The 17,685-nt window shown below is 70.4% G+C and carries 16 protein-coding genes; 7 read left to right on the top strand and 9 right to left on the bottom strand.

What is annotated here, in order from left to right; translation table 11 throughout:
* Nucleotides 1–45: 45 nt before the first annotated feature.
* From ACSP50_RS07040 to ACSP50_RS07030, 3 genes are all read right to left on the bottom strand, one after another.
* Nucleotides 46–1,224, bottom strand: a complete 1,179-nt coding sequence (locus tag ACSP50_RS07040) for an FxsB family cyclophane-forming radical SAM/SPASM peptide maturase (RefSeq protein WP_052311523.1) — start codon at nt 1,222–1,224, stop codon at nt 46–48.
* 2 nt (nt 1,225–1,226) lie between these two features.
* Nucleotides 1,227–1,406: a hypothetical protein gene (locus tag ACSP50_RS07035; RefSeq protein ID WP_014688463.1), complete on the bottom strand. Its 180-nt coding sequence runs from the start codon at nt 1,404–1,406 to the stop codon at nt 1,227–1,229.
* Between the two features lie 81 nt (nt 1,407–1,487).
* Nucleotides 1,488–2,321 (bottom strand): aminoglycoside N(3)-acetyltransferase, encoded by an 834-nt coding sequence (locus ACSP50_RS07030; protein WP_014688462.1) that lies wholly within the window; start codon nt 2,319–2,321, stop codon nt 1,488–1,490.
* 116 nt (nt 2,322–2,437) lie between these two features.
* On the opposite strand from ACSP50_RS07030, the gene ACSP50_RS07025 reads away from it, so the two are divergent.
* Nucleotides 2,438–3,664: an MFS transporter gene (locus ACSP50_RS07025; RefSeq protein ID WP_231956879.1), complete on the top strand. Its 1,227-nt coding sequence runs from the start codon at nt 2,438–2,440 to the stop codon at nt 3,662–3,664.
* On the opposite strand, the gene ACSP50_RS07020 is transcribed toward ACSP50_RS07025, so the two are convergent.
* Nucleotides 3,642–4,499, bottom strand: coding sequence for an SGNH/GDSL hydrolase family protein (locus tag ACSP50_RS07020; protein WP_014688460.1), 858 nt, complete (start codon nt 4,497–4,499; stop codon nt 3,642–3,644). The genes ACSP50_RS07025 and ACSP50_RS07020 overlap by 23 nt on opposite strands.
* Before the next feature lie 433 nt (nt 4,500–4,932).
* On the opposite strand from ACSP50_RS07020, the gene ACSP50_RS07015 reads away from it, so the two are divergent.
* Nucleotides 4,933–6,030 carry a YDG/SRA domain-containing protein gene (locus ACSP50_RS07015; RefSeq protein WP_080127743.1) on the top strand — a complete coding sequence of 366 codons (1,098 nt, stop codon included), beginning with the start codon at nt 4,933–4,935 and terminating at the stop codon, nt 6,028–6,030.
* A 790-nt stretch (nt 6,031–6,820) separates the two neighbouring features.
* On the opposite strand, the gene ACSP50_RS07010 is transcribed toward ACSP50_RS07015, so the two are convergent.
* Complete coding sequence (locus ACSP50_RS07010) at nt 6,821–8,065, bottom strand: PIG-L family deacetylase (RefSeq protein ID WP_014688457.1); 1,245 nt, start codon at nt 8,063–8,065, stop codon at nt 6,821–6,823.
* Nucleotides 8,066–8,227: 162 nt separating this feature from the next.
* Between ACSP50_RS07010 and ACSP50_RS44560 the strand changes: the two genes are divergently transcribed.
* From ACSP50_RS44560 to ACSP50_RS06995, 4 genes are read left to right on the top strand one after another with little or no spacing between them, the layout of a single operon-like run.
* Complete coding sequence (locus ACSP50_RS44560) at nt 8,228–8,350, top strand: hypothetical protein (protein WP_255344724.1); 123 nt, start codon at nt 8,228–8,230, stop codon at nt 8,348–8,350.
* A gap of 60 nt (nt 8,351–8,410) precedes the next feature.
* Entirely contained in the window at nt 8,411–9,739 is a 1,329-nt protein-coding gene (locus tag ACSP50_RS07005; protein WP_014688456.1) for a PAS domain-containing methyl-accepting chemotaxis protein, read from the top strand.
* The gene (locus ACSP50_RS07000; RefSeq protein WP_014688455.1) at nt 9,729–11,060 is read left to right on the top strand and encodes a chemotaxis protein CheW; all 1,332 of its coding nucleotides are present in this window, start codon (nt 9,729–9,731) and stop codon (nt 11,058–11,060) included. The genes ACSP50_RS07005 and ACSP50_RS07000 overlap by 11 nt, the downstream gene beginning before the upstream one ends.
* 55 nt (nt 11,061–11,115) lie before the next feature.
* Nucleotides 11,116–12,384 (top strand): vanadium-dependent haloperoxidase, encoded by a 1,269-nt coding sequence (locus tag ACSP50_RS06995; protein WP_014688454.1) that lies wholly within the window; start codon nt 11,116–11,118, stop codon nt 12,382–12,384.
* Nucleotides 12,385–12,484: 100 nt separating this feature from the next.
* Here ACSP50_RS06995 and ACSP50_RS06990 read toward each other — a convergent pair whose 3' ends face one another.
* Genes ACSP50_RS06990 through ACSP50_RS06975 form a run of 4 tightly spaced genes read right to left on the bottom strand, consistent with a single transcriptional unit; the run spans nt 12,485 to nt 14,964 of the window.
* Nucleotides 12,485–13,099, bottom strand: a complete 615-nt coding sequence (locus ACSP50_RS06990; protein ID WP_014688453.1) for a hypothetical protein — start codon at nt 13,097–13,099, stop codon at nt 12,485–12,487.
* A 2-nt stretch (nt 13,100–13,101) separates the two neighbouring features.
* Nucleotides 13,102–13,929 (bottom strand): hypothetical protein, encoded by an 828-nt coding sequence (locus ACSP50_RS06985; protein WP_014688452.1) that lies wholly within the window; start codon nt 13,927–13,929, stop codon nt 13,102–13,104.
* Between the two features lie 16 nt (nt 13,930–13,945).
* Entirely contained in the window at nt 13,946–14,320 is a 375-nt protein-coding gene (locus ACSP50_RS06980; RefSeq protein ID WP_014688451.1) for a WXG100 family type VII secretion target, read from the bottom strand.
* Entirely contained in the window at nt 14,320–14,964 is a 645-nt protein-coding gene (locus ACSP50_RS06975; RefSeq protein ID WP_014688450.1) for a hypothetical protein, read from the bottom strand. Before ACSP50_RS06975 ends, ACSP50_RS06980 begins: the two co-directional genes overlap by 1 nt.
* Before the next feature lie 231 nt (nt 14,965–15,195).
* Here ACSP50_RS06975 and ACSP50_RS06970 point away from each other — a divergent pair, with 231 nt between their 5' ends.
* Nucleotides 15,196–17,670 (top strand): glycoside hydrolase family 2, encoded by a 2,475-nt coding sequence (locus ACSP50_RS06970; RefSeq protein ID WP_014688449.1) that lies wholly within the window; start codon nt 15,196–15,198, stop codon nt 17,668–17,670.
* The last annotated feature ends 15 nt before the right edge of the window (nt 17,671–17,685 follow it).

Genomic DNA, 17,685 nt, shown 5'->3' with positions numbered 1-17,685 from the left:
ATTACTACCGCACCGAGCACCCGAGGGATACCCCCGGGACGGACGTCAACTCCGGACACCCGGGCCTCCGGCGGCCGGCGGGAGATCGGTGGCCAGCCGATCGGCCGCGTGCCGGATCAGCGTGGCGAGATCGGCGCAGTACACCGACGGGTTGTCGAACCCGGTCAGCGAGCTGTATCGATGGGCGTACAGCCCGCCGCCGCACACCTCCACCAGCGGGCACCGCCGGCAGGTGGCGCTCAGCCCGTCCACACCGGACTGTCGGGCCCGCGCCCCCGGATGCTCCAGGTAATCGTCGAAGGAGTGCCAGCGCACGTGCAGGCCGGTGGCCGGCGCGCCCGGCGCGGCCGTCTTCAGCGCGTCGCCCTGCTCCAGGGTGCCGTCGGTCTCGACGGTGACCAGGTCGACCCGGCCGAGACCGAGCCCCTCGATCCCGCCCGGCCCGCCGAGCAGCAGCGAGACCAGCGACTCGAACAGCCGGACCCGGGTCTGCGGGGCCGGCGACTCGTACCACCGGTCGAAGATCGGAATCAGCCAGTCGGCGTACGGGGTGCGGCCCGGATCCGGGCCGCGCTCCGGCGGCGGGCGGTCCCAGTTCCCGTGCGGAAGCAGGAAGTCCAGCTCCGGCGGGTCGAACGCGAGCAGGTGGTGGTAGACGTCGAGCGGATCGTTCGTCACGTCCACCGTGCACAGGATGCCGCCGAACAGGGGGCGGTGCCGCGCCTCGTTGAGCCGGCGCAGGGCCCTGGCCACCCCGGCGTGACTGCCCCGGCCGTTCGGGAAGCGGCGGTGCCGGTCGTTGGCCGTCGCCGGGCCGTCCAGGCTCACCCCGACCCGGATCCGGTGGGTGGCGAACAGCTCCAGATACGCGTCGTCGAGCAGCAGCCCGTTGGTCTGCACCCCGAACGCGACCTTGGTGTGGCTGGTGATCGCGCCGCGCACCGCCCGGACGATGTAGTCGATCACGTCGGGCCCGGCCAGCAGCGGCTCACCGCCGTGCAGGATGACGGCGAGATAGGGCAGGTCGTGCTTGCCGGCGTGCTCGGCGATCCGGGCCACCGCCAGGTCGATGTCGGCCCGCGACATCACCCGCGGGCGGTCCCGCCAGCTCTGGTCCACATGCTGATAGACGTAGCAGTAGTCACACGCCAGGTTGCACCGGCTGTGAATCTTGAGCAGGACCTGGCGCACCGGCGCTGGTGCGAAGCCCGCGGGTCGGCTCACCCCTACCGGGGCGCCTCATCGGAGCAGTGGCCCCCGATGAAGTTCCCGAAGACGCCCGCGTGCCGCGACTCGTCCAGCGAGTGCCGCAACGCCGGGCGCCGCCGCAGCAGCAGGGCCAGTCGCGCCTGATCCGGCGCGGCCGAACGTAGCAGGGCGATCGAAGTCTCACTCTCACGTGCCATGCCACAAACCTCGCATCGACGACGGGGCGTGATCTTGCGGGGCGAGAGCCACCGTAACGCTATCGTAGAGCGTCGATTCGACTACGTACAGTGTCGCCGACTACGTACAGAGTCGCCCGGCTCCGGCGGTCCGGCCGGCGGCACGCGGTGCGCGGCCAGCCAGTCCCGGGCGAAGGCCACCGCGGCCGGCAGCGGGAACAGCCGGGCCACCGCGGCACCGGCCGGACCGGTGGTCACCGCGCCGGTCCGCTCGAAGTCGGCACCCAGGGCCGCGAAGTCGCCGGCGTCGAGCAGCACGCCGCGATACGGCACCCAGGCGCGGCCGGCCGGGGTGCTCATCACGCAGGCGTTGTCCCGTGGGGTGCGCCAGGGCAGGCGGTACTCCGCCAGGTGGAACGCCGTGCAGCGGTCGAAGCCGACACCGAGCAGCACCACCCGGGCACCGGCCGCCTCCAGCGCGGCCAGCGGCGACTCCTCCCCCAGTTCGCTGACCAGGTCGTGCCGGCGCATCAGGGCCGCGGCCCGGGCGCCGACCGCCGCGAACGAGGTCTGCGGGTGCGGGCTGCGCACGGCGCCCGGCCAGCAGCGCAGGGTCTCGGCCACGATGCCGAGCGCCCGGCACGGCGTGCGCTGCGCGTCGTACGCAGGCATGGTTTCCCTGATCCGCGGCCACCAGGCCGCCGGGATCTCCGGACCGGCCCAGCGCGCCGGGTCGCGGTTCTCGCTGGCGAACGCCGGCGTCACGAGCGTGCCGGCGGGACCCAGCACGTCGAGGAAGGCCTGCACGACGGTGACCGCGCCGCCGCAGACCCAGCCCACCGACCTCAGCGAGGAGTGCAGGAGCACGCTCTCGCCCGCGCGCAGCCCCAGCCCGCGCAGGTCCTCGGCCAGCGAGCCACGATCCGCGAAGTCCATCACTCCTTCTACCACCACCGGGTGGCGCCGATCACTGGTGACGCCACCCCGGCCGGCGCGCGTCGCGGCAGGAGAAGGCTGTAGGCATGTGTGCTGCCTGCGGCCAGACCGCGCATGTGCCCGACACACCCCGCCGGTTCGCCGCGCTGCGCAACCCGGACTGCCGGCCGTACCTGTTCGGCGCCGCGCTGGCGATGATGGCGGACAACATCGAGCACGTCATCACCTACTGGGTGCTGTGGGAGAAGTTCCACTCGTCGGCGCTGGCCGGCTTCCAGGTGATCAGCCACTGGGTGCCGTTCCTGTTCCTGTCGGTCTGGTTCGGCTCGCTCGCCGACCGGTACGACTGCCGCCGGGTGATCCAGGTCGCGCAGACGTTGTTCATGCTGGTCTCGGCGGCCTGGGGGGTGCTCTTCCTGACCGGCACGCTGCAGGTCTGGCACGCCTGCGTGCTGCTGGTGCTGCACGGGGTGGCCGGCGCCCTGTGGGGTCCGGGCGAACAGCTGATGCTGCACGACTTCGTCGGCGACGACGAACTGCCCAGCGCGGTGCGGCTGAACGCCACCTTCCGCAGCCTCGGGGTGCTGTTCGGGCCGGCGGTCGGCTCGGCGCTGCTGCTGGGGCTCGGCCCGACCTGGGGGATCTTCGCCAACATCGCGTTCTACCTGCCGCTCACCCTGTTCCTGTTCCGCACCCGGTTCACCGGGCACAGCCGGGACGGCGGGGTGCCGGCCGGCCGGAAACGGGTCGGGATCATGGACTCGGTGCGGGTGCTGCGTCACGTGCGGGCCGACCGCACCCTGGTCAGCATGATCATCCTGGGCGGGCTGGGTTCGTTCTTCGTCGGCGCGTCCCTGCAGTCCGCGATGCCGCTGTTCGCGCAGGACCTGGGCAGCGGCAGCGCCGGCACGGCGTACGGCGTCCTGCTCTTCGCCAACGGCGCCGGCGGCGTGCTGGGCGGCCTCGTGCTGGAGACGACCGGATGGATCCGGCCCACCGTGTTCGCCGCGGTTCTCAGCACCGGCCTGTACGGGCTGTTCACCTTCTGCTTCGCGATCACCCCGAACTACCCGCTGGCGGTCGTCCTGCTCGTGGCCGGCGGGGTGGCGAACCTGGCGTCGATGTCGGTCGGGCAGACCGTCGTGCAGCTGATGGCGCCGCCCGCCGACCGCGGCCGGGTGATCGGCGTGTACGGCATGTCCGCCAACGGCCTGCGGTTCGGCAGCGGCATCACGGTCGGGCTGTTCGGCGCGGTGGTCGGCATCCACTGGTCGCTGGGGCTCAGTGCGGCGACCCTGTGCGTGGGCACGCTGATCGCGGCTAGTTACGCGCGGCGAACGTGACGTCGGCCAGTTCGTTCTGCCCCTTCAGGTTCGGGTGGAAATAGTCGAACCTGTTCACCAGGTCCAGGCTGAACCGCAGACCGTGCACCCGGCCGCCGTCCCATCGGCAGCGGCTGCCGTACCCGGCGCACGAGCGGTGCAGCACCTCGTCGTACGCGTCGATCCGATCCCGCACCGCCCGGCGCCGCCGCTCGTCGGCGGACGCCGTCGAGGTCGGATCGGCCAGCATCGACGGGCAGACGCCCCCGGTCCGCCAGACCCGGACCGCGTCGTCGTCGTTGCGGCCGACCTGCCACAGCCGGTACAGATCCGGGATGCTGACCATCAGCAGATCCGCCCTCGGCAGACCCTTCTTCAGCTCGGCCAGCCCCCGGTCCACCTCGTTGCGGAACGTGGCGACCGGTGTCATGTCCGCCACCGACCCGGCGCAGGCGTCGTTCGCCCCGATCAGGATCGTGACGTACTGCGCCTTCGCGTCGACCGCCCGCCGCGCCTGCGTGACCAGCGCATCCGCCTCGGCGCCCGGCTCGGCGAAATTGTGCTCGTTGCCCTTGATCCCCGGATTCTTCGCCAGGATCCGCCGGTAGTGGCTGTCCACACCGTCGTTGTCCCCGGTCGACCAGGAATTGTGCGAACAGGCCAGGTAGGTGACACAGCTGCCGACCCCGGCGGTGATCGAGTCACCGAGCGCGGCCATCGACGCCGGGCCGCCGCCGGGCCGGGGCTTCCTGGTGGCGGTGGGCTTCGGCGCGGGATCGGAGCCGGCACCCCCCTCACAGGCAAGCGCCAAAACCCCGAGCACTGCCAGAACAACCAGATGCCAGCGGCGCTGCACGTGTCCCCCGTTCACCGACGGCTACAACTCCGGCACGATATGCCACCGAAGCTTTGTCCGTCATGTTCCCAACCTCACAGACAAACTCTGTCGCCACACTGCCTAGATCAAAGATGTCGCACCTCGGTTGCATGATGGTGCCGACCAACTAGGCAATTGCCTAGACTCGCCTCGCATTCAGCACGGGGGATCAGTGGATCTCGATGAGATGACCACCGAGCTTGGCCGGCTCAAACCGCGACGACCGTCAGCGCATCTTGCGATTACTCTCATTTGGGCCGCCCAGCGCGCCGACCGGGATGAGCCTAGGCAGAGTCGGTGGTCTGACGCTCGGTCGACTCTCCAAGACGCCGTCGCCAAGGTGAGCGGCCACGCCGCGGCTGATCAGGCCGCGTCCCCAGTCGTTGCCTTGCGGGGCTCGCCACTGTGGTCCATGGATGTCGATGCCGGCGCTCCGCCCCTGGCCAACCGCGATGCTGCCGGCTGGCTCGACCGAGCTGATCCGCTAGTCGGGCTATCTCCGGCGGCTTACTCAACGCTGCGTGGTGGCGGCTTTGAGGAGTTCGCGCTCGCCGCGGTGGGCAAGCTTGACACCGGCACGGCCCATTCCGTGCTCAGCTATTTCAACGTCGAACGACTGCCGTTCCAGGGATTCGGCGACGTCCCCGGCATTGATGTGGGCGCCACCTTCAAGGACCGCGCCGACCTCTTCGCCCATCGGGTGCACCGGGAGCTCCAAGCCGGTATCGCCGGTTCCGCCAGCAGAGGCGCGGAGTCCATCGTCCTCTCCGGTGGATACACCGACCGCGACTTCGGCGACGTCATCATTTACACCGGTCATGGCGGCCGGGACCCGAGAACCAAAAGGCAGATTGCCGACCAAGATCCGAAGGCCCGAGGGAATGCCGCGCTGATCGTCAGTCACCTCACCAACGCTCCCGTGCGGGTCATTCGTGGTGCTCACCGCGGCAGCCCACACGCGCCGGCCGTCGGTCTCCGGTATGACGGCCTCTTCCTGGTCGAAAGCTTTTGGCAAGAGCCGGACGACAACGGATTCCGCCTCTGCCGATACCGGCTGGTTGGCTTTCGCCCCTCCGCCGTCGTCGCGACGGCTGAAACCCACACCACACCGTCGACGCCCCTGCCGTCCGGATCGACGAATCCCGGTCGCAGGGCGACGACATCGGAACGGATCATCCGCAATGTAGCGCTCGCCAACGCCACCAAAGCACTGCACAACCACACCTGCCAGGTGTGCGATACCCGCCTGCTGATTCAGGGCCGGGGGTATGCGGAGGGTGCGCACATCCGACCGCTGGGCGAACCCCATAACGGCAACGACACGCCCGACAACATGCTGTGCCTTTGCCCTAACTGCCACGTCCTATTCGACAACGGAGCCATCACCATCGACGCCGACCTGACCATCCGGTCGGACCAGCCACACCGCGGGATATTACGCCGCGCTGAGGGACACGACATCAACCCCGCGTTCTTGGCCTACCACCGGGAGATCTACCCCGGCAACTAGACCAGTCCCCACCCACCGGGGACGGCAAGCCCGCCGGATTCTCCACGACATCGCATACCACCGATCCGCTGCGGATGCCTTCGTACATGCGAGATGGTGGAAATCTGGAGACGGGCTGATCGTGTGGAAGGACGGCACGATCGCACGGCGGACAACCCTGCCGGCTACCGACGCCGAGATCGTCGACATGACCCGGGACGGCACCGGCGTCGCCACCGGCTATCTGCAGAACCATCAGGCTTCCTTCGGGTACGCCGACGGCCGCTTCACCCGGTTGCGCGGCAGCGGCGTGGGAGCGATCGCGATCAACGAGGCCGGGGTGATCGTCGGAGGGAGGGGCGGGTCTCCCGGGGGAGTGCCGGTTCGCTGGGCGTCGGCGTCCGCGGCGCCGGTCCGGCTGCCACTGCCGGCCGGGGCGACCGAGGGCTCGGCGAGCAACATCGCCGAGGACGGCACCATCCTCGGCTCGGTCGGCAGGGCCGGGAAGTCGGCCACCGCGTATCTCTGGTTTCCCGGCGGCACCGGCCGCTACCTGCCACTGTCCACCGTCGACGGCGGCCGCAGGGCGACCTCCTTCGCGCCCTCAGCGATCAGCAACGGCTGGGTGACCGGCAACGCGGTCGTCGAGACCGAGCAGTCGACGGCCTCCACCCCGATGCGGTACCGGATCACCACCGGTGAGTTCCAAAGGCTGCCGGCCGATCTCTGGAGCGCCGAGAAGATCGCCGCGGACGGCTGGGTGGCCGCCGAGGGACTGGACCTGTCGGTAACGGGGGATGCCGGCCGGCGCTCATCGGCGCCGGCCGGCGTCGGCGGTGATCGCCCGGATCTCGGCCAGGCCGGTGGCGCCGGCGGTGGCCGCCGTGACGGTAAGCCGCACGCTGCGCACCCTCTTCGCCGGGAACCGCACGGTCAGCGGGGCGCCGCCGGCCGGTAGCGGGCCGAAACGGATCCGGCTGCCGTCGTCGAAGCGCAGCACGCCGCCGGCGATCCGGCCGGCCGGGTCGCGGCGGCCGAACAGCACGATCCGGTCCAGCCACTGCGGCTGCGGCCAGGCCAGGCCGAGCCACGCGCCGGCCCGCTGACCGGCGGTGACCCATTCACCGATGAGTTCGGGTCCGAGCCGGCCGTCGACCACCCGGACCGGGGTGCGCCCGGTGCCGGTGTCCCCGGACGAGCCGGTGACCCGGGCTTCGGCCGCCACGTTGCGGCCCGCCCCGTACGGCAGCTCGACCGGGACGTTGCGCCGCAGGTAGCCGCCGTAGTTGCCGCGCATGCACCAGTCCTCGGTCTGGCAGACCACCGGGTCGTGCGGCGCGTAGGTGAGGAAGTAGCCGAGCTTGACCGCGGCCCGCGCGGCGTCCAGCGTCACGGGGCGCTGGGAGACCGGATATCCGAGGTGCCCGACGGTCCGGTGCGGTGTCCGGTAGGCCCGCTGCGCCGCCCAGGTCAGGTAGGCGGTCGTGTGATGGTCGTCGTGGTCGCCGTCGCCGTACGCGTCACGGAAGTCCAGGGTCCGGATCACCGCCGGCTGGTACGTGTCGAGGAGCGCGAGCAGCGCGCCGACCAGCGCCGGTCGGTCGTATGCCTGGCCGGTGTCCAGAGTGCGCACTCGGGTCGCCGGGTCGAGCCACAGCAGTTGCAGGGTCTGCGCCGGCCAGCCGCCGAGCCGGTCGGGCAGGCGCAGGAACAGCAGGGTGATCGCGGTGCCGGCCAGGGTCGCCCGGTGCACGGCGTGCCCGTCGACGGTCAGCGTGTCCTCGGTCCACTGCCCGGGGCGGCCGGCCATCCGGGCGTACGCCGCCATCTCCCCCTCCTCGCGCCCCCGCCAGTAGGCCGGGCCGCGGGCCGCGTCACCCGAGGTGACGTAGACGGTGGTGACGCAGCGCCCGGCCGCGATGTCGTCGCTGATCTCCGGGTTGAGGAAGAGCAGGTCGTCGTCCTCGTGCGCGACGACGCTCAACGCGTTGCGGCACGGGCCGGGCGCGGCCACCGCGACCGGCGCCGCCGGTGTCCCGGCGAGGGTCAGCAGCACGGTAGAGAGAATCCGGATCCAACGCACGCTGGACGTTCTATCAGGACATTCCCGACACACCAGGCTTCCGCGCCCGTGTCTGCAAGATGAACCATTCCATGAAGGAAGTTACGTTTCGTCTGCAAGCAATTGCAGAAAGCCGTCAGACTCCTAGCCTGAGCCGTGACCGCTCCGGCCTCGGCGGCCACCACCCCGCAGCAGCTCGGCGGCCTCGACATCGGCGCCTACTGCCGTTCGATCGGCTACACCGCGCCGGCGGGTAGCGGGCGGGGTGTTTCGCTTTAGAGGCGAGGGGGACGGCCGAAGGTGCGGGTGCTCGGACAGACCGCACGCGAGGGGGCTTAAATGACCGATCTTTCGGAGTACACCGGCCGGATGGCCGCGATCGACCGGTCGCAGGCGGTGATCGAGTTCGGGGTGGACGGCAACGTCCTGACCGCGAACGCGAACTTCCTGGCCGCCACCGGCTACACACTCGCCGAGATCACCGGACGGCATCACCGGATCTTCTGCGATCCGCAGTACGCCGGGTCGGACGCGTACGCGGCCTTCTGGCAGCGGCTCGCTGCGGGCGAGTTCGAGGCCGGCGAGTACCGGAGGTTCGGCCGGGACGGGCGGGAGTTGTGGCTGCAGGCCACCTACAACCCGATTCTGGACGAGCAGGGCCGGGCGTACAAGGTGGTCAAGTTCGCCATCGACGTCACCGCGGCCAAGCTGCGCAACACCGAGTTCGCCGCGAAGGTGGACGCGCTGAACCGGTCGAACGCGGTGATCGAGTTCGACCTGGACGGGACGGTGCTGCAGGCGAACGAGAACTTCCTGCGGACCATGGGGTACACGCTGCGGGAGATCGTCGGGAGTCACCACAGCCGGTTCTGCACCGAGGACTACCGGCGTTCCGACGAGTACCGGGACTTCTGGCTGCGGCTGGGCAAGGGCGAGTTCATCAGCGGGCGCTTCGAGCGGGTCGGCAACTACGGGCGCCAGGTCTGGATCCGGGCGACGTACAACCCGATCATGGACGTGGACGGCAAGCCGATCCGGGTGGTCAAGTACGCGTCCGACATCACCGCCCAGGTGGAGCGGGAACAGCGGATCGACGCGCTGATCGCCGGGACGGCCGAGGTGACCACGTCGGTGCAGAGTCTGTCCGAGTCGATCGCGGAGATCGCCGGCACCTCGCAGACCGCGGCCGAGCTGGCGGCGCGGACACAGACCGCGGCGACCGGTGGCGCGCAGGCGCTGCAGGCGTCGATGGAGGCGATCGGCCTGATCGAGAAGTCGTCGAAGGCGATCGCCGACGAGGTGCGGGTGATGAGCGAGATCGCCAACCAGACGAACCTGCTGGCGTTCAACGCCTCGATCGAGGCGGCCCGGGCCGGCGAACACGGCATCGGCTTCGCGGTGGTCGCCGACGAGGTGCGCAAGCTGGCCGAGCGGTCCTTCGAGGCGGCCCAGCACGTCGGGCGGCTGGTCGAGGAGGCGGCGGAACGGGTGCACGAGGGTTCCCGGGTGTCGGCCGAGGCGGGCGCGGCGTTCCAGCACATCGTGGACAGCGTGGAGCGGACCCACGAGGCGATCGGCAGCATCTCCGGCTCGACCCGGGTGCAGCAGGCCGCCGCGCAGGAGGTCGACCGTCTCGTCTCCCGGCTGGTCGCCGAACATGCCCGCTGACCGGATCACCTACGGCGCCGCCCGGCTCGGCCCGCTCACCCTGGCGTTGCCGCTGACCGCCCTGCACGAGGCGGTCGCCTGCCCGCCGGCGCTGGATCCGGCGCCGTTCCCGGGCGGCGGCGTGGCCGGTTCGCTGAACCTGCGCGGCCTGGTGCTGCCGGTACTCGATCTGCGCCCGCACCTCGGGGTCGGCGATGCCGCCCCGGACGAGCAGGTGGTCCTGGTCGTCGCCGACGGCGAGCACCGGTTCGGGCTGCTGGCCGACGGTGTGCTGGGCATGCTGCGCCCCGAGCCGGGTGCGGTGCGGCCGGTGACGACCGGCGCCGGGCCGTCCCTGGTGTCGCACCTGTTCACCGAACCCGCCGGGGCGGGGCCGGTCGCGGTGCTGGACACCGCGGCGGTGCGCCGACTTCCGGGGCTGCCCGCGGTGCAGGTGCGGGACACGCAGACCGCGGCCACCGCCGGTGGGGCGACACGGACCGTCGTCGTGGTCCGCTGCGGCGAGCTGACCCTGGGTGTGGACACCTCCCTGGTGCACACGATCACGCCGGGTACGGCGGCCGGCAGATTCCTGTCGTACGACGGCCGTAAGCTGCCCGTGCTCGACCCGCTCCCGCTGTTCGGCACGGACCGCCCCGGCCCGGCCACCGTGACCGCGCACCTGGTGCTGCGGGTCGCCGGCGGCCACGTCGCCCTGCCGGTCACCGCGCTCGTCGGGCTGCACCGGCTGGCCGAGGCCGACGTGCTCGCCGTGCCCGCCGTCGTCCTCCCCCGCCCCGGCCTGATCGCCGGCCTGGTCGAGACTCCGGCGGCCGGCCGGTTCCTGGTGCTCGATCCGGCCGCCGTCGACGCCGATCCGGATCTGGGCGCACTGGCGGCGGCCAGCCGGCTGGGCGCCCGCCCGGAGTCCCGGGCGGTGGCCGCGCGGGCCGGCGGGTCATTCCTGACCTACGCCGCCGGCGGCGACTTCGCCACCCCGCTCGACCAGATCACCGAGATCATCCCGATGCCCGCCGGAGTCGGCGGCGACGGCCCGGTGCTCGGCATGATCCAGCACCGGCGGGCCGCCATCCCGCTGGTCTGCCTGGCCGGTCTGCTGGGCCGGCGGCCGGAGCCGGTCAACCCGTGCGTGCTCGTCGCCCAGGTCGACGGTGTCCCGGTCGGCTTCCGGATCGACCGGCTCGGCTCGATCGACACGGCGGAGTGGGCGGGCCGGGCCGGCGGTGCGGGCCGGGTGATCCGGGCGGTGGCCGCCGCCCGGATGATCAGCGAGCTGGATCTCCACGAGACCGGCCGCCGGGTCTTGTGTGGACGGCCCTGAGCGACCAGGGTGGTGATGCATACGCATCGACTCTGACGAGTCCCCGGGGGACCTGATGGCGTACCGTCAATTGCCCGCCCTGACCGCGACCGTGACCCTGACTCTGACCTTGACCAGCGCCTTCGTGCCGTCGGCGGCGCAGGCCGCGCCCCGCGGCCCGAACGCCGTGGTGACCTGGAACCTCAACGCGCAGAACGAGATCTACGAGGTGGCGAAGCAGTCGCCGGCCACCGCGGCGCGCAGCTTCGCGATGGTGCAGGGCGCCGTCTACGACGCCGTGAACGCGGTGTCCGGCGTGCCCTTCGAGCCGTACCTGACCGCGCCGCGCGCGCACCGCGGCTATGCGGTCGACGCCGCCGTGGCCGCGGCCGCCTCCGGGGTGCTCACCTCGCTCTTCCCGGATCAGGCCGACACTGTTCAGGCGCAGTACGACGCGGCACTGGCCGCGATCCCGGACGGCTGGGCCGAGAACGGCGGCGTCCGGGTCGGCCGGCAGGCCGCCGACGCGATGATCAAGGCGCGGGCCGGGGACGGCGCCTTCGACACCTCGGACAGTTACCACGTCGGCACCGCGCCCGGCCAGTGGCGGCCGACCCCGCCGACCAACGTCCAGGACGGCGCCTGGTTCGCCGACCTGAAGCCGTTCGTGCTGCCGGACGCCGCGATGTTCCGCACCGCCGGTCCGCCCGCGCTGACCGGGGCCACCTATGCCAAGGACCTGAACGAGGTCAAGGCGATCGGCGGGGTGACCAGCACGGTCCGCACCGCCGACCAGACGCGGTCGGCGATCTGGTGGCACGACCGCCGGCTCACCGAGTGGGACATGAAACGCCAGCTCGCGATCACCCGGCACCTGAGCCCGTTGCAGACCGCGCGGATGTTCGCGATGGTCGACATCACCAACGTGGACGCGCTGATCGCCTGCTACAACGAGAAGAAGTACTGGAACTTCTGGCGCCCGATCACCGCGGTCCGCGAGGCGGACAACGACGGCAACCCGGACACCACCGGCGATCCGAGTTGGACGCCGCTGCTGGTCACCCCGCCGTTCCCGGACTACACCTCCGGGCACACCTGCTCGTTCTCCGCGATCACCCTGACCTGGCAGCGCTTCTTCGGCCGCGACGACCTGCCGATCAGCGCGTACAGCGCGGACTCCGGCACCACCCGCGCCTTCCCGAGCTTCTCGTCGGCGCTGGCCGAGGTGATCGAGGCGCGGATCTGGGGCGGCGTGCACTTCCGCAGCGCCGACGAACAGGGGGTGCGGATCGGCACGAGCACCGCGCGCTACGTGCTGGCCCGCGAGTTCCGACCGCGCCGCTGAACCGGCGCGCGCGGGTGCGGGTGGACGCGGTGACCCGCGCCGTGATCGGGTCGATCCGGCACGGGCACCGCACTGACCCGCCGCGGCGGCGTCGGCAGCGTCACGCCGGCACCAGACAGGTGAGCAGGTCGTTCGCGATGTCCGCCGCCGCCCCCCGCAACGCCTTCCGGCTCCCGGCGTCGTTCCGCTTCGCGAGCAGCTGGATGCGGACGGTGGCATTGCCGGACCGTACGGCGATTCGCGTCTCGTCGAAGCCGACGTCCTCCGACATGAACGCCTGCTCACCTACCCCGTTGAGCGGCTGCTTCAGCGTGCTGTCGCCGATCGCCCAAACCCTGTCGGCCGCTGCCTGCTGAGTGGTCGTGGTCAGGTTCATGATCGCCGACGGGGCAGTACCGTCGGCTGGTCCCCACTGGCAGCTGATGGTGTCGCCGAGGGCGCTGAGGTGATCGGCGTCGACCACCTTTCCCACTCCGGCGATTCCGGCCGCGACGGCCGCCGGCCTGGTCACTGAGGGACAGGCGAGACCATCGGTTTTCCAGTGATGAGTGGCCGGAGGCACCGATCGTCGCGAATCCACCGACGGGAACAGCGACGGCGGTAGGGTCACACCGGGTGACGACAGCGGACTGTTGATGTCCGGGACGTCGACCCTGGAACACCCCGCGAGGATCGACACGGTCAACATCGCGATCACGCCGAGCAGGGGTCGCATTTTCACAGGTCCACCGCCTTCGGCCAGTTGCCTCCCGGAAACGCGCTGTTGTCGCTGTGCTCGGCCGCGACCTCGGTGACCAGACGGATCACCTCGGTGAATCGATTGGCCAGGCTGGTGAGAAAGTCGATGATGGCGGCGGCGTACTTCCCCATCATCTCGTCCAGATTGTTGACGGCCTCCTGAGCACTGAGCGGGTCCTCCGCTCCGATGGCAGTGCCGATGTCCAAGGTCACCGTGACCAACTCCTCCACGATGGTTGTGGCCTGATCCACCAGTTCGGTGACGAAGTGTGTGTTCGCTTCCGCCACGTCGGCAAGCCACACGCTGAGGCTTTTCACCTGCGCGGACGCAAGCCCGACAGCCTCTCCCTGCTCGGTCTCCCGAGTCCGGTAGGTGTCGTGCGCCGGGCCGTGCCACACGTCGATGCTGCCGGACTGCTCGACGTCCGGCTGGATCGCGCTGAGTCGTGTATTGATCGTGGTGGACCAGTCGATGCCGGACCGGAACAGCGAAAGAATCGGTGGTGTGCCGCTGAGCGCTGCATCCATCCTGCCGAGGATGTCATCGAGTTTCACCCGAGCCGACTCGATTCCGGCCTCGATCGCCTCGAGCGTGTCGGCGATGTCGTCGGTGAACCATTCCGCGATCCTGTTCCACCAGTGATCGTCCTGGAGTTTCGCGCGAATCGCCGCGAGAAACTCCTCGGCCGTGCGAGTGAACTCGTCCCAGGCGGTGCGAATGCCACTGACCTGTTTCTCCAGCAGGTCGACCGCGTCCTGGAAGGTGCCGAGGAGCGCCGGGGCGAACGATCCATCCGGTTCAGTCATGTCAGGCCTCCTTCCGTCAGTGCGGCCAGTCGCCGGCGGCGATGCCGTCGAAGCTCTGCGCCGAGTCGGCATCCGCATCCTCGTACCAGTCGGCGTTTCGTTTCAGAGCCGCGCCCATCGCATCGAACTGCTCGACCGCCGCCGCGAACAGCCGGTTCAGGCGGTCGAACTGCTGCTGGTAGGCGTCCTGCAGATCGCTGGTGGCAGCGGAGCCGACCGGACCGTCGATGACGACGGAGAAGGCCGACTGGTCAAGGTGCTGGCGAGCAGCGGTCGAGGAGACCGAAGCCATCCGATCCGCGAGTCCGTGCCACTTCCGGCCCGATTCCCGGAGACCTTCGGTGGCGACTCGAACGTTCTGGGTGGAATACCAGTTGTAGTCGTTTCCCATTACCTCTCCCCAGGTGTGATGCCGAGTCGCGAGGTGAGCAGCGCGTCCTGGGCGTCGGCGGCGAGCACGGCGCCATCGGCGCGACGCAAACCGTGGACAGCGACCCGGGCGCCTTGGATGACGGCACCTCGCATCACCACGGTGAACAGGCGGCGCGGTCCGGTGACCTCCCGGGACGTGCGTCCGCTGAGCAGTTCCGACAACCGGGCGGCCCGGTCGAGGCCGATCGACGCCTGTTCGAGGCGTCGCCGGAGTTCGGCCAGATCCTGGTGGTCCGCGTGCCCGCTCGGATAGGAGCATCGCCGGCCAGGATCCACCGGCGGGGACTTCGCTCGCCCGGCGCGTCCGTGGTGGCGCAGGACCAGCCGAGCGAAGCCGGCCTTCTCGCACGCGAAGCGGTACGCCTCCAGAACCGCGTCCGCGATGCGGTCGGGACCGACGGAATGCCACCAGCCGTCGACGATCGCCACCCGAAGATCGCCGCGGAGCCCGACCCGGCAGTGGACCGTGCCGGTCGGGTCGGTGCCCTCGATCGCGGCCAGGCCCGGGACGGGCCGGCCGTGCGGGGTGCGGGCCAGCGCGTCCTCCAGGTTCTGAACGAACCTGCGGGCGTCACGCAGCCGGTAGTCGTCGGACTGGCTCATGGTTGCCGCCACCTCACGGGCGAGGGATTCGGGCGTCGCACAACGCGCATCGATGTGCGCATCAGGGAGTACGCCGCCGTCGGCGACCAGGTTCAGGCCGTGTCCCCGGAGAACCTGGACAAGAAAGTTTAGAAATCGAAGACCTTGACTACATGCCACGATCGTTGTTCAACTGTGTTTGCTCACGATTGAACACGAGCGTTCCTGGACCGTTCTCAAGGAGCATCGCGCGTGAAGAAACAGATCCTCACCCTGGCGGCCGCGGCCGTCGCCCTTCTGACAGTGACCGCGACGACGGCGACACCCGCCGCGGTGGCCGCCGGCGAACCCACCTGGCATGCCGGCATCCCGCCGCTGGCCACTCCGTGGACCGGCCAGGTCGGCCCGGACAACGCCCTGCCCGACTACCCCCGCCCGCAGCTGACCCGGGCCCGGTGGCAGAGCCTGAACGGCGTCTGGCAGTTCGCCGGCGCGACCGTGGGGCAGGCCGTGCCGACCGGGCAGAATCTCGGCGAGCGCGTGCTGGTGCCCTACCCGATCGAGTCGGCGCTCTCCGGGATCCAGCGGCACGAGGACCGGATGTGGTATCGACGGACGTTCACCGTCCCGGACGGCTGGGACGTGGGCGGCGGGAATCGGCTGAAGCTGAATTTCGGCGCGGTCGACTACGACGCCAAGGTCTTCGTCAACGGCAGGCAGGTCGCCACGCACCGGGGCGGCTACGACAAGTTCGACGTGGACGTCACCGACGCGCTGACCGGGTCCGGTGAGCAGGAGCTGATCGTCTGGGCCGAGGATCTCACCGACGCCACCGGGCAGCCGATCGGCAAGCAGCGCCGCACCGGCGATCACGGCATCTTCTACCAGGGCAGTTCCGGCATCTGGCAGACGGTGTGGATGGAGCCGGTGCCCACCGACAGCATCACCGGGCTGCGCTTCACGCCCGACCCCGAGGCCGGCGTGCTGCGTCTCACCGTGGACGTCGCGGGACGCCAGAATCTACAGGTCAAGGCCGTGGCGCGAGGCAGCGGCGCGGTGGCCGGAAAGATCCAGGGCGGTTCCGGTACGGAGTTGGCCCTCCCGGTCACCGCGGCGCACCTGTGGTCGCCCGACGACCCGTACCTCTATGACCTGGATGTCTCCCTGATCGACGGCAGGACGACCGTGGACCGGGTCGGCTCCTACGTCGGGATGCGGGCGGTCGGCACCGCGAAGGGTGCGGACGGGCGGCTGCGGATCACGCTGAACAACCGGATCCTGTTCACCATGGCCAACCTCGACCAGGGTTTCTGGCCGGACGGCCTGTACACCGCCCCGACCGACGCGGCGCTGAAGTGGGATCTCAAGAAGGACAAGGAGATGGGCTTCAACGCGGTCCGCAAGCACATCAAAGTGGAGCCGGATCGCTGGTACTACTGGGCGGACAAGCTGGGCCTGATGGTGTGGCAGGACATGCCGGCCGCGAACACCGGGCCGATCCCGCCGGAGTGGCGCGGGCAGTTCGAGGCCGAGCTGCACGAGATGGTCCGCGAGCATCAGAGCTGGACGTCGATCGTCGCCTGGATCCCGTTCAACGAGGGCTGGGGCGAGTGGGACCGGGCGGCCACCGGCCGGATCGCCGACGACGTCAAGGCCCAGGACCCGTCCCGGCTGGTGAACGCGCACAGCGGGGTGAACTGCTGCAACTCGCACGGCGACTCCGGCCGCGGCGACGTGATCGACTACCACCAGTACCTGGGTCCGGCCTCGCCGCGGCCGACCGCGGACCGGGTGGCGATCGACGGCGAGCACGGCGGTTTCGGGCTGAAGGTGTCCAACCACATGTGGTTCGGCGACGGCAACGCCTACCAGATGACCCCGGACAAGGCCACGCTGACCGCCCGCTACGTGCAGAACCAGCAGGACGTGCTGACCTCGGCGCAGCGGTGCGGGATCAGCGCGGCGATCTACACCCAGCTCTCCGATGTGGAGGGGGAGCTCAACGGCTTCTTCACCTACGACCGCCGGGTCACCAAGATGGATCTCGCCCAGGTCAAGGCGATCAACCAGAAGATCATCGCGGGAGCGGACGGCACCACGGCCGGCATCCCGCAGCCGGATCCGGGCACCCCGGGGCTGTCCGGGATCGCGTTCTGGCCGCTCGACGGGTCGTACGGCGATCTGACGCCGGTCAACGCTCCGGCCTTCGCCGACGGCCACACCGGCCAGGGCGTCGCGTTCAACGGCGGCAAACAGTACCTGGACGCCGGCCGCCCGGTGCTGAACACCGCCTCGGACTACTCGGTCGCCGCCTGGGTCAGGCTCGACAAGGCGGACGGCGCGTTCCAGACCGTGATCAGCCAGGACGGCCCCGCCAACAGCGACTTCTTCCTGCAGTACTCCGGCGCCGACCAACGCTTCGCGATGAGTTTCGCCGGGGTGCGCGCGCTGGCTCCCATCAGACCCGAGGCCGGCCGCTGGTACCACCTGACCGGCGTGCGGGACACGGTCAAAGGCCAATTGCGGTTGTACGTCGACGGCGAGCTCGCCGGGACGGCCGACGCGTGCCTGCCGCAGGGGGCCCCGACCGGCAACACCGTGATCGGCCGCGGCAAGTTCGGCGGCAACCCGGTCGACTACCTGGACGGCACGGCCGACCAGGTGCACCTGTACGACCGGGCGCTGTCCGCCGACGAGATCAGGCAGTTGTACGCCTCCGGCCGGTAACGCCGGGACCGGTGA

This window comes from Actinoplanes sp. SE50/110 (genome assembly GCF_900119315.1).
Taxonomy (GTDB): Bacteria; Actinomycetota; Actinomycetes; order Mycobacteriales; family Micromonosporaceae; genus Actinoplanes.
The sequence above is the reverse complement of the archived record's forward strand: the minus strand, read 5'-3'. Positions and strand labels throughout refer to the sequence as shown.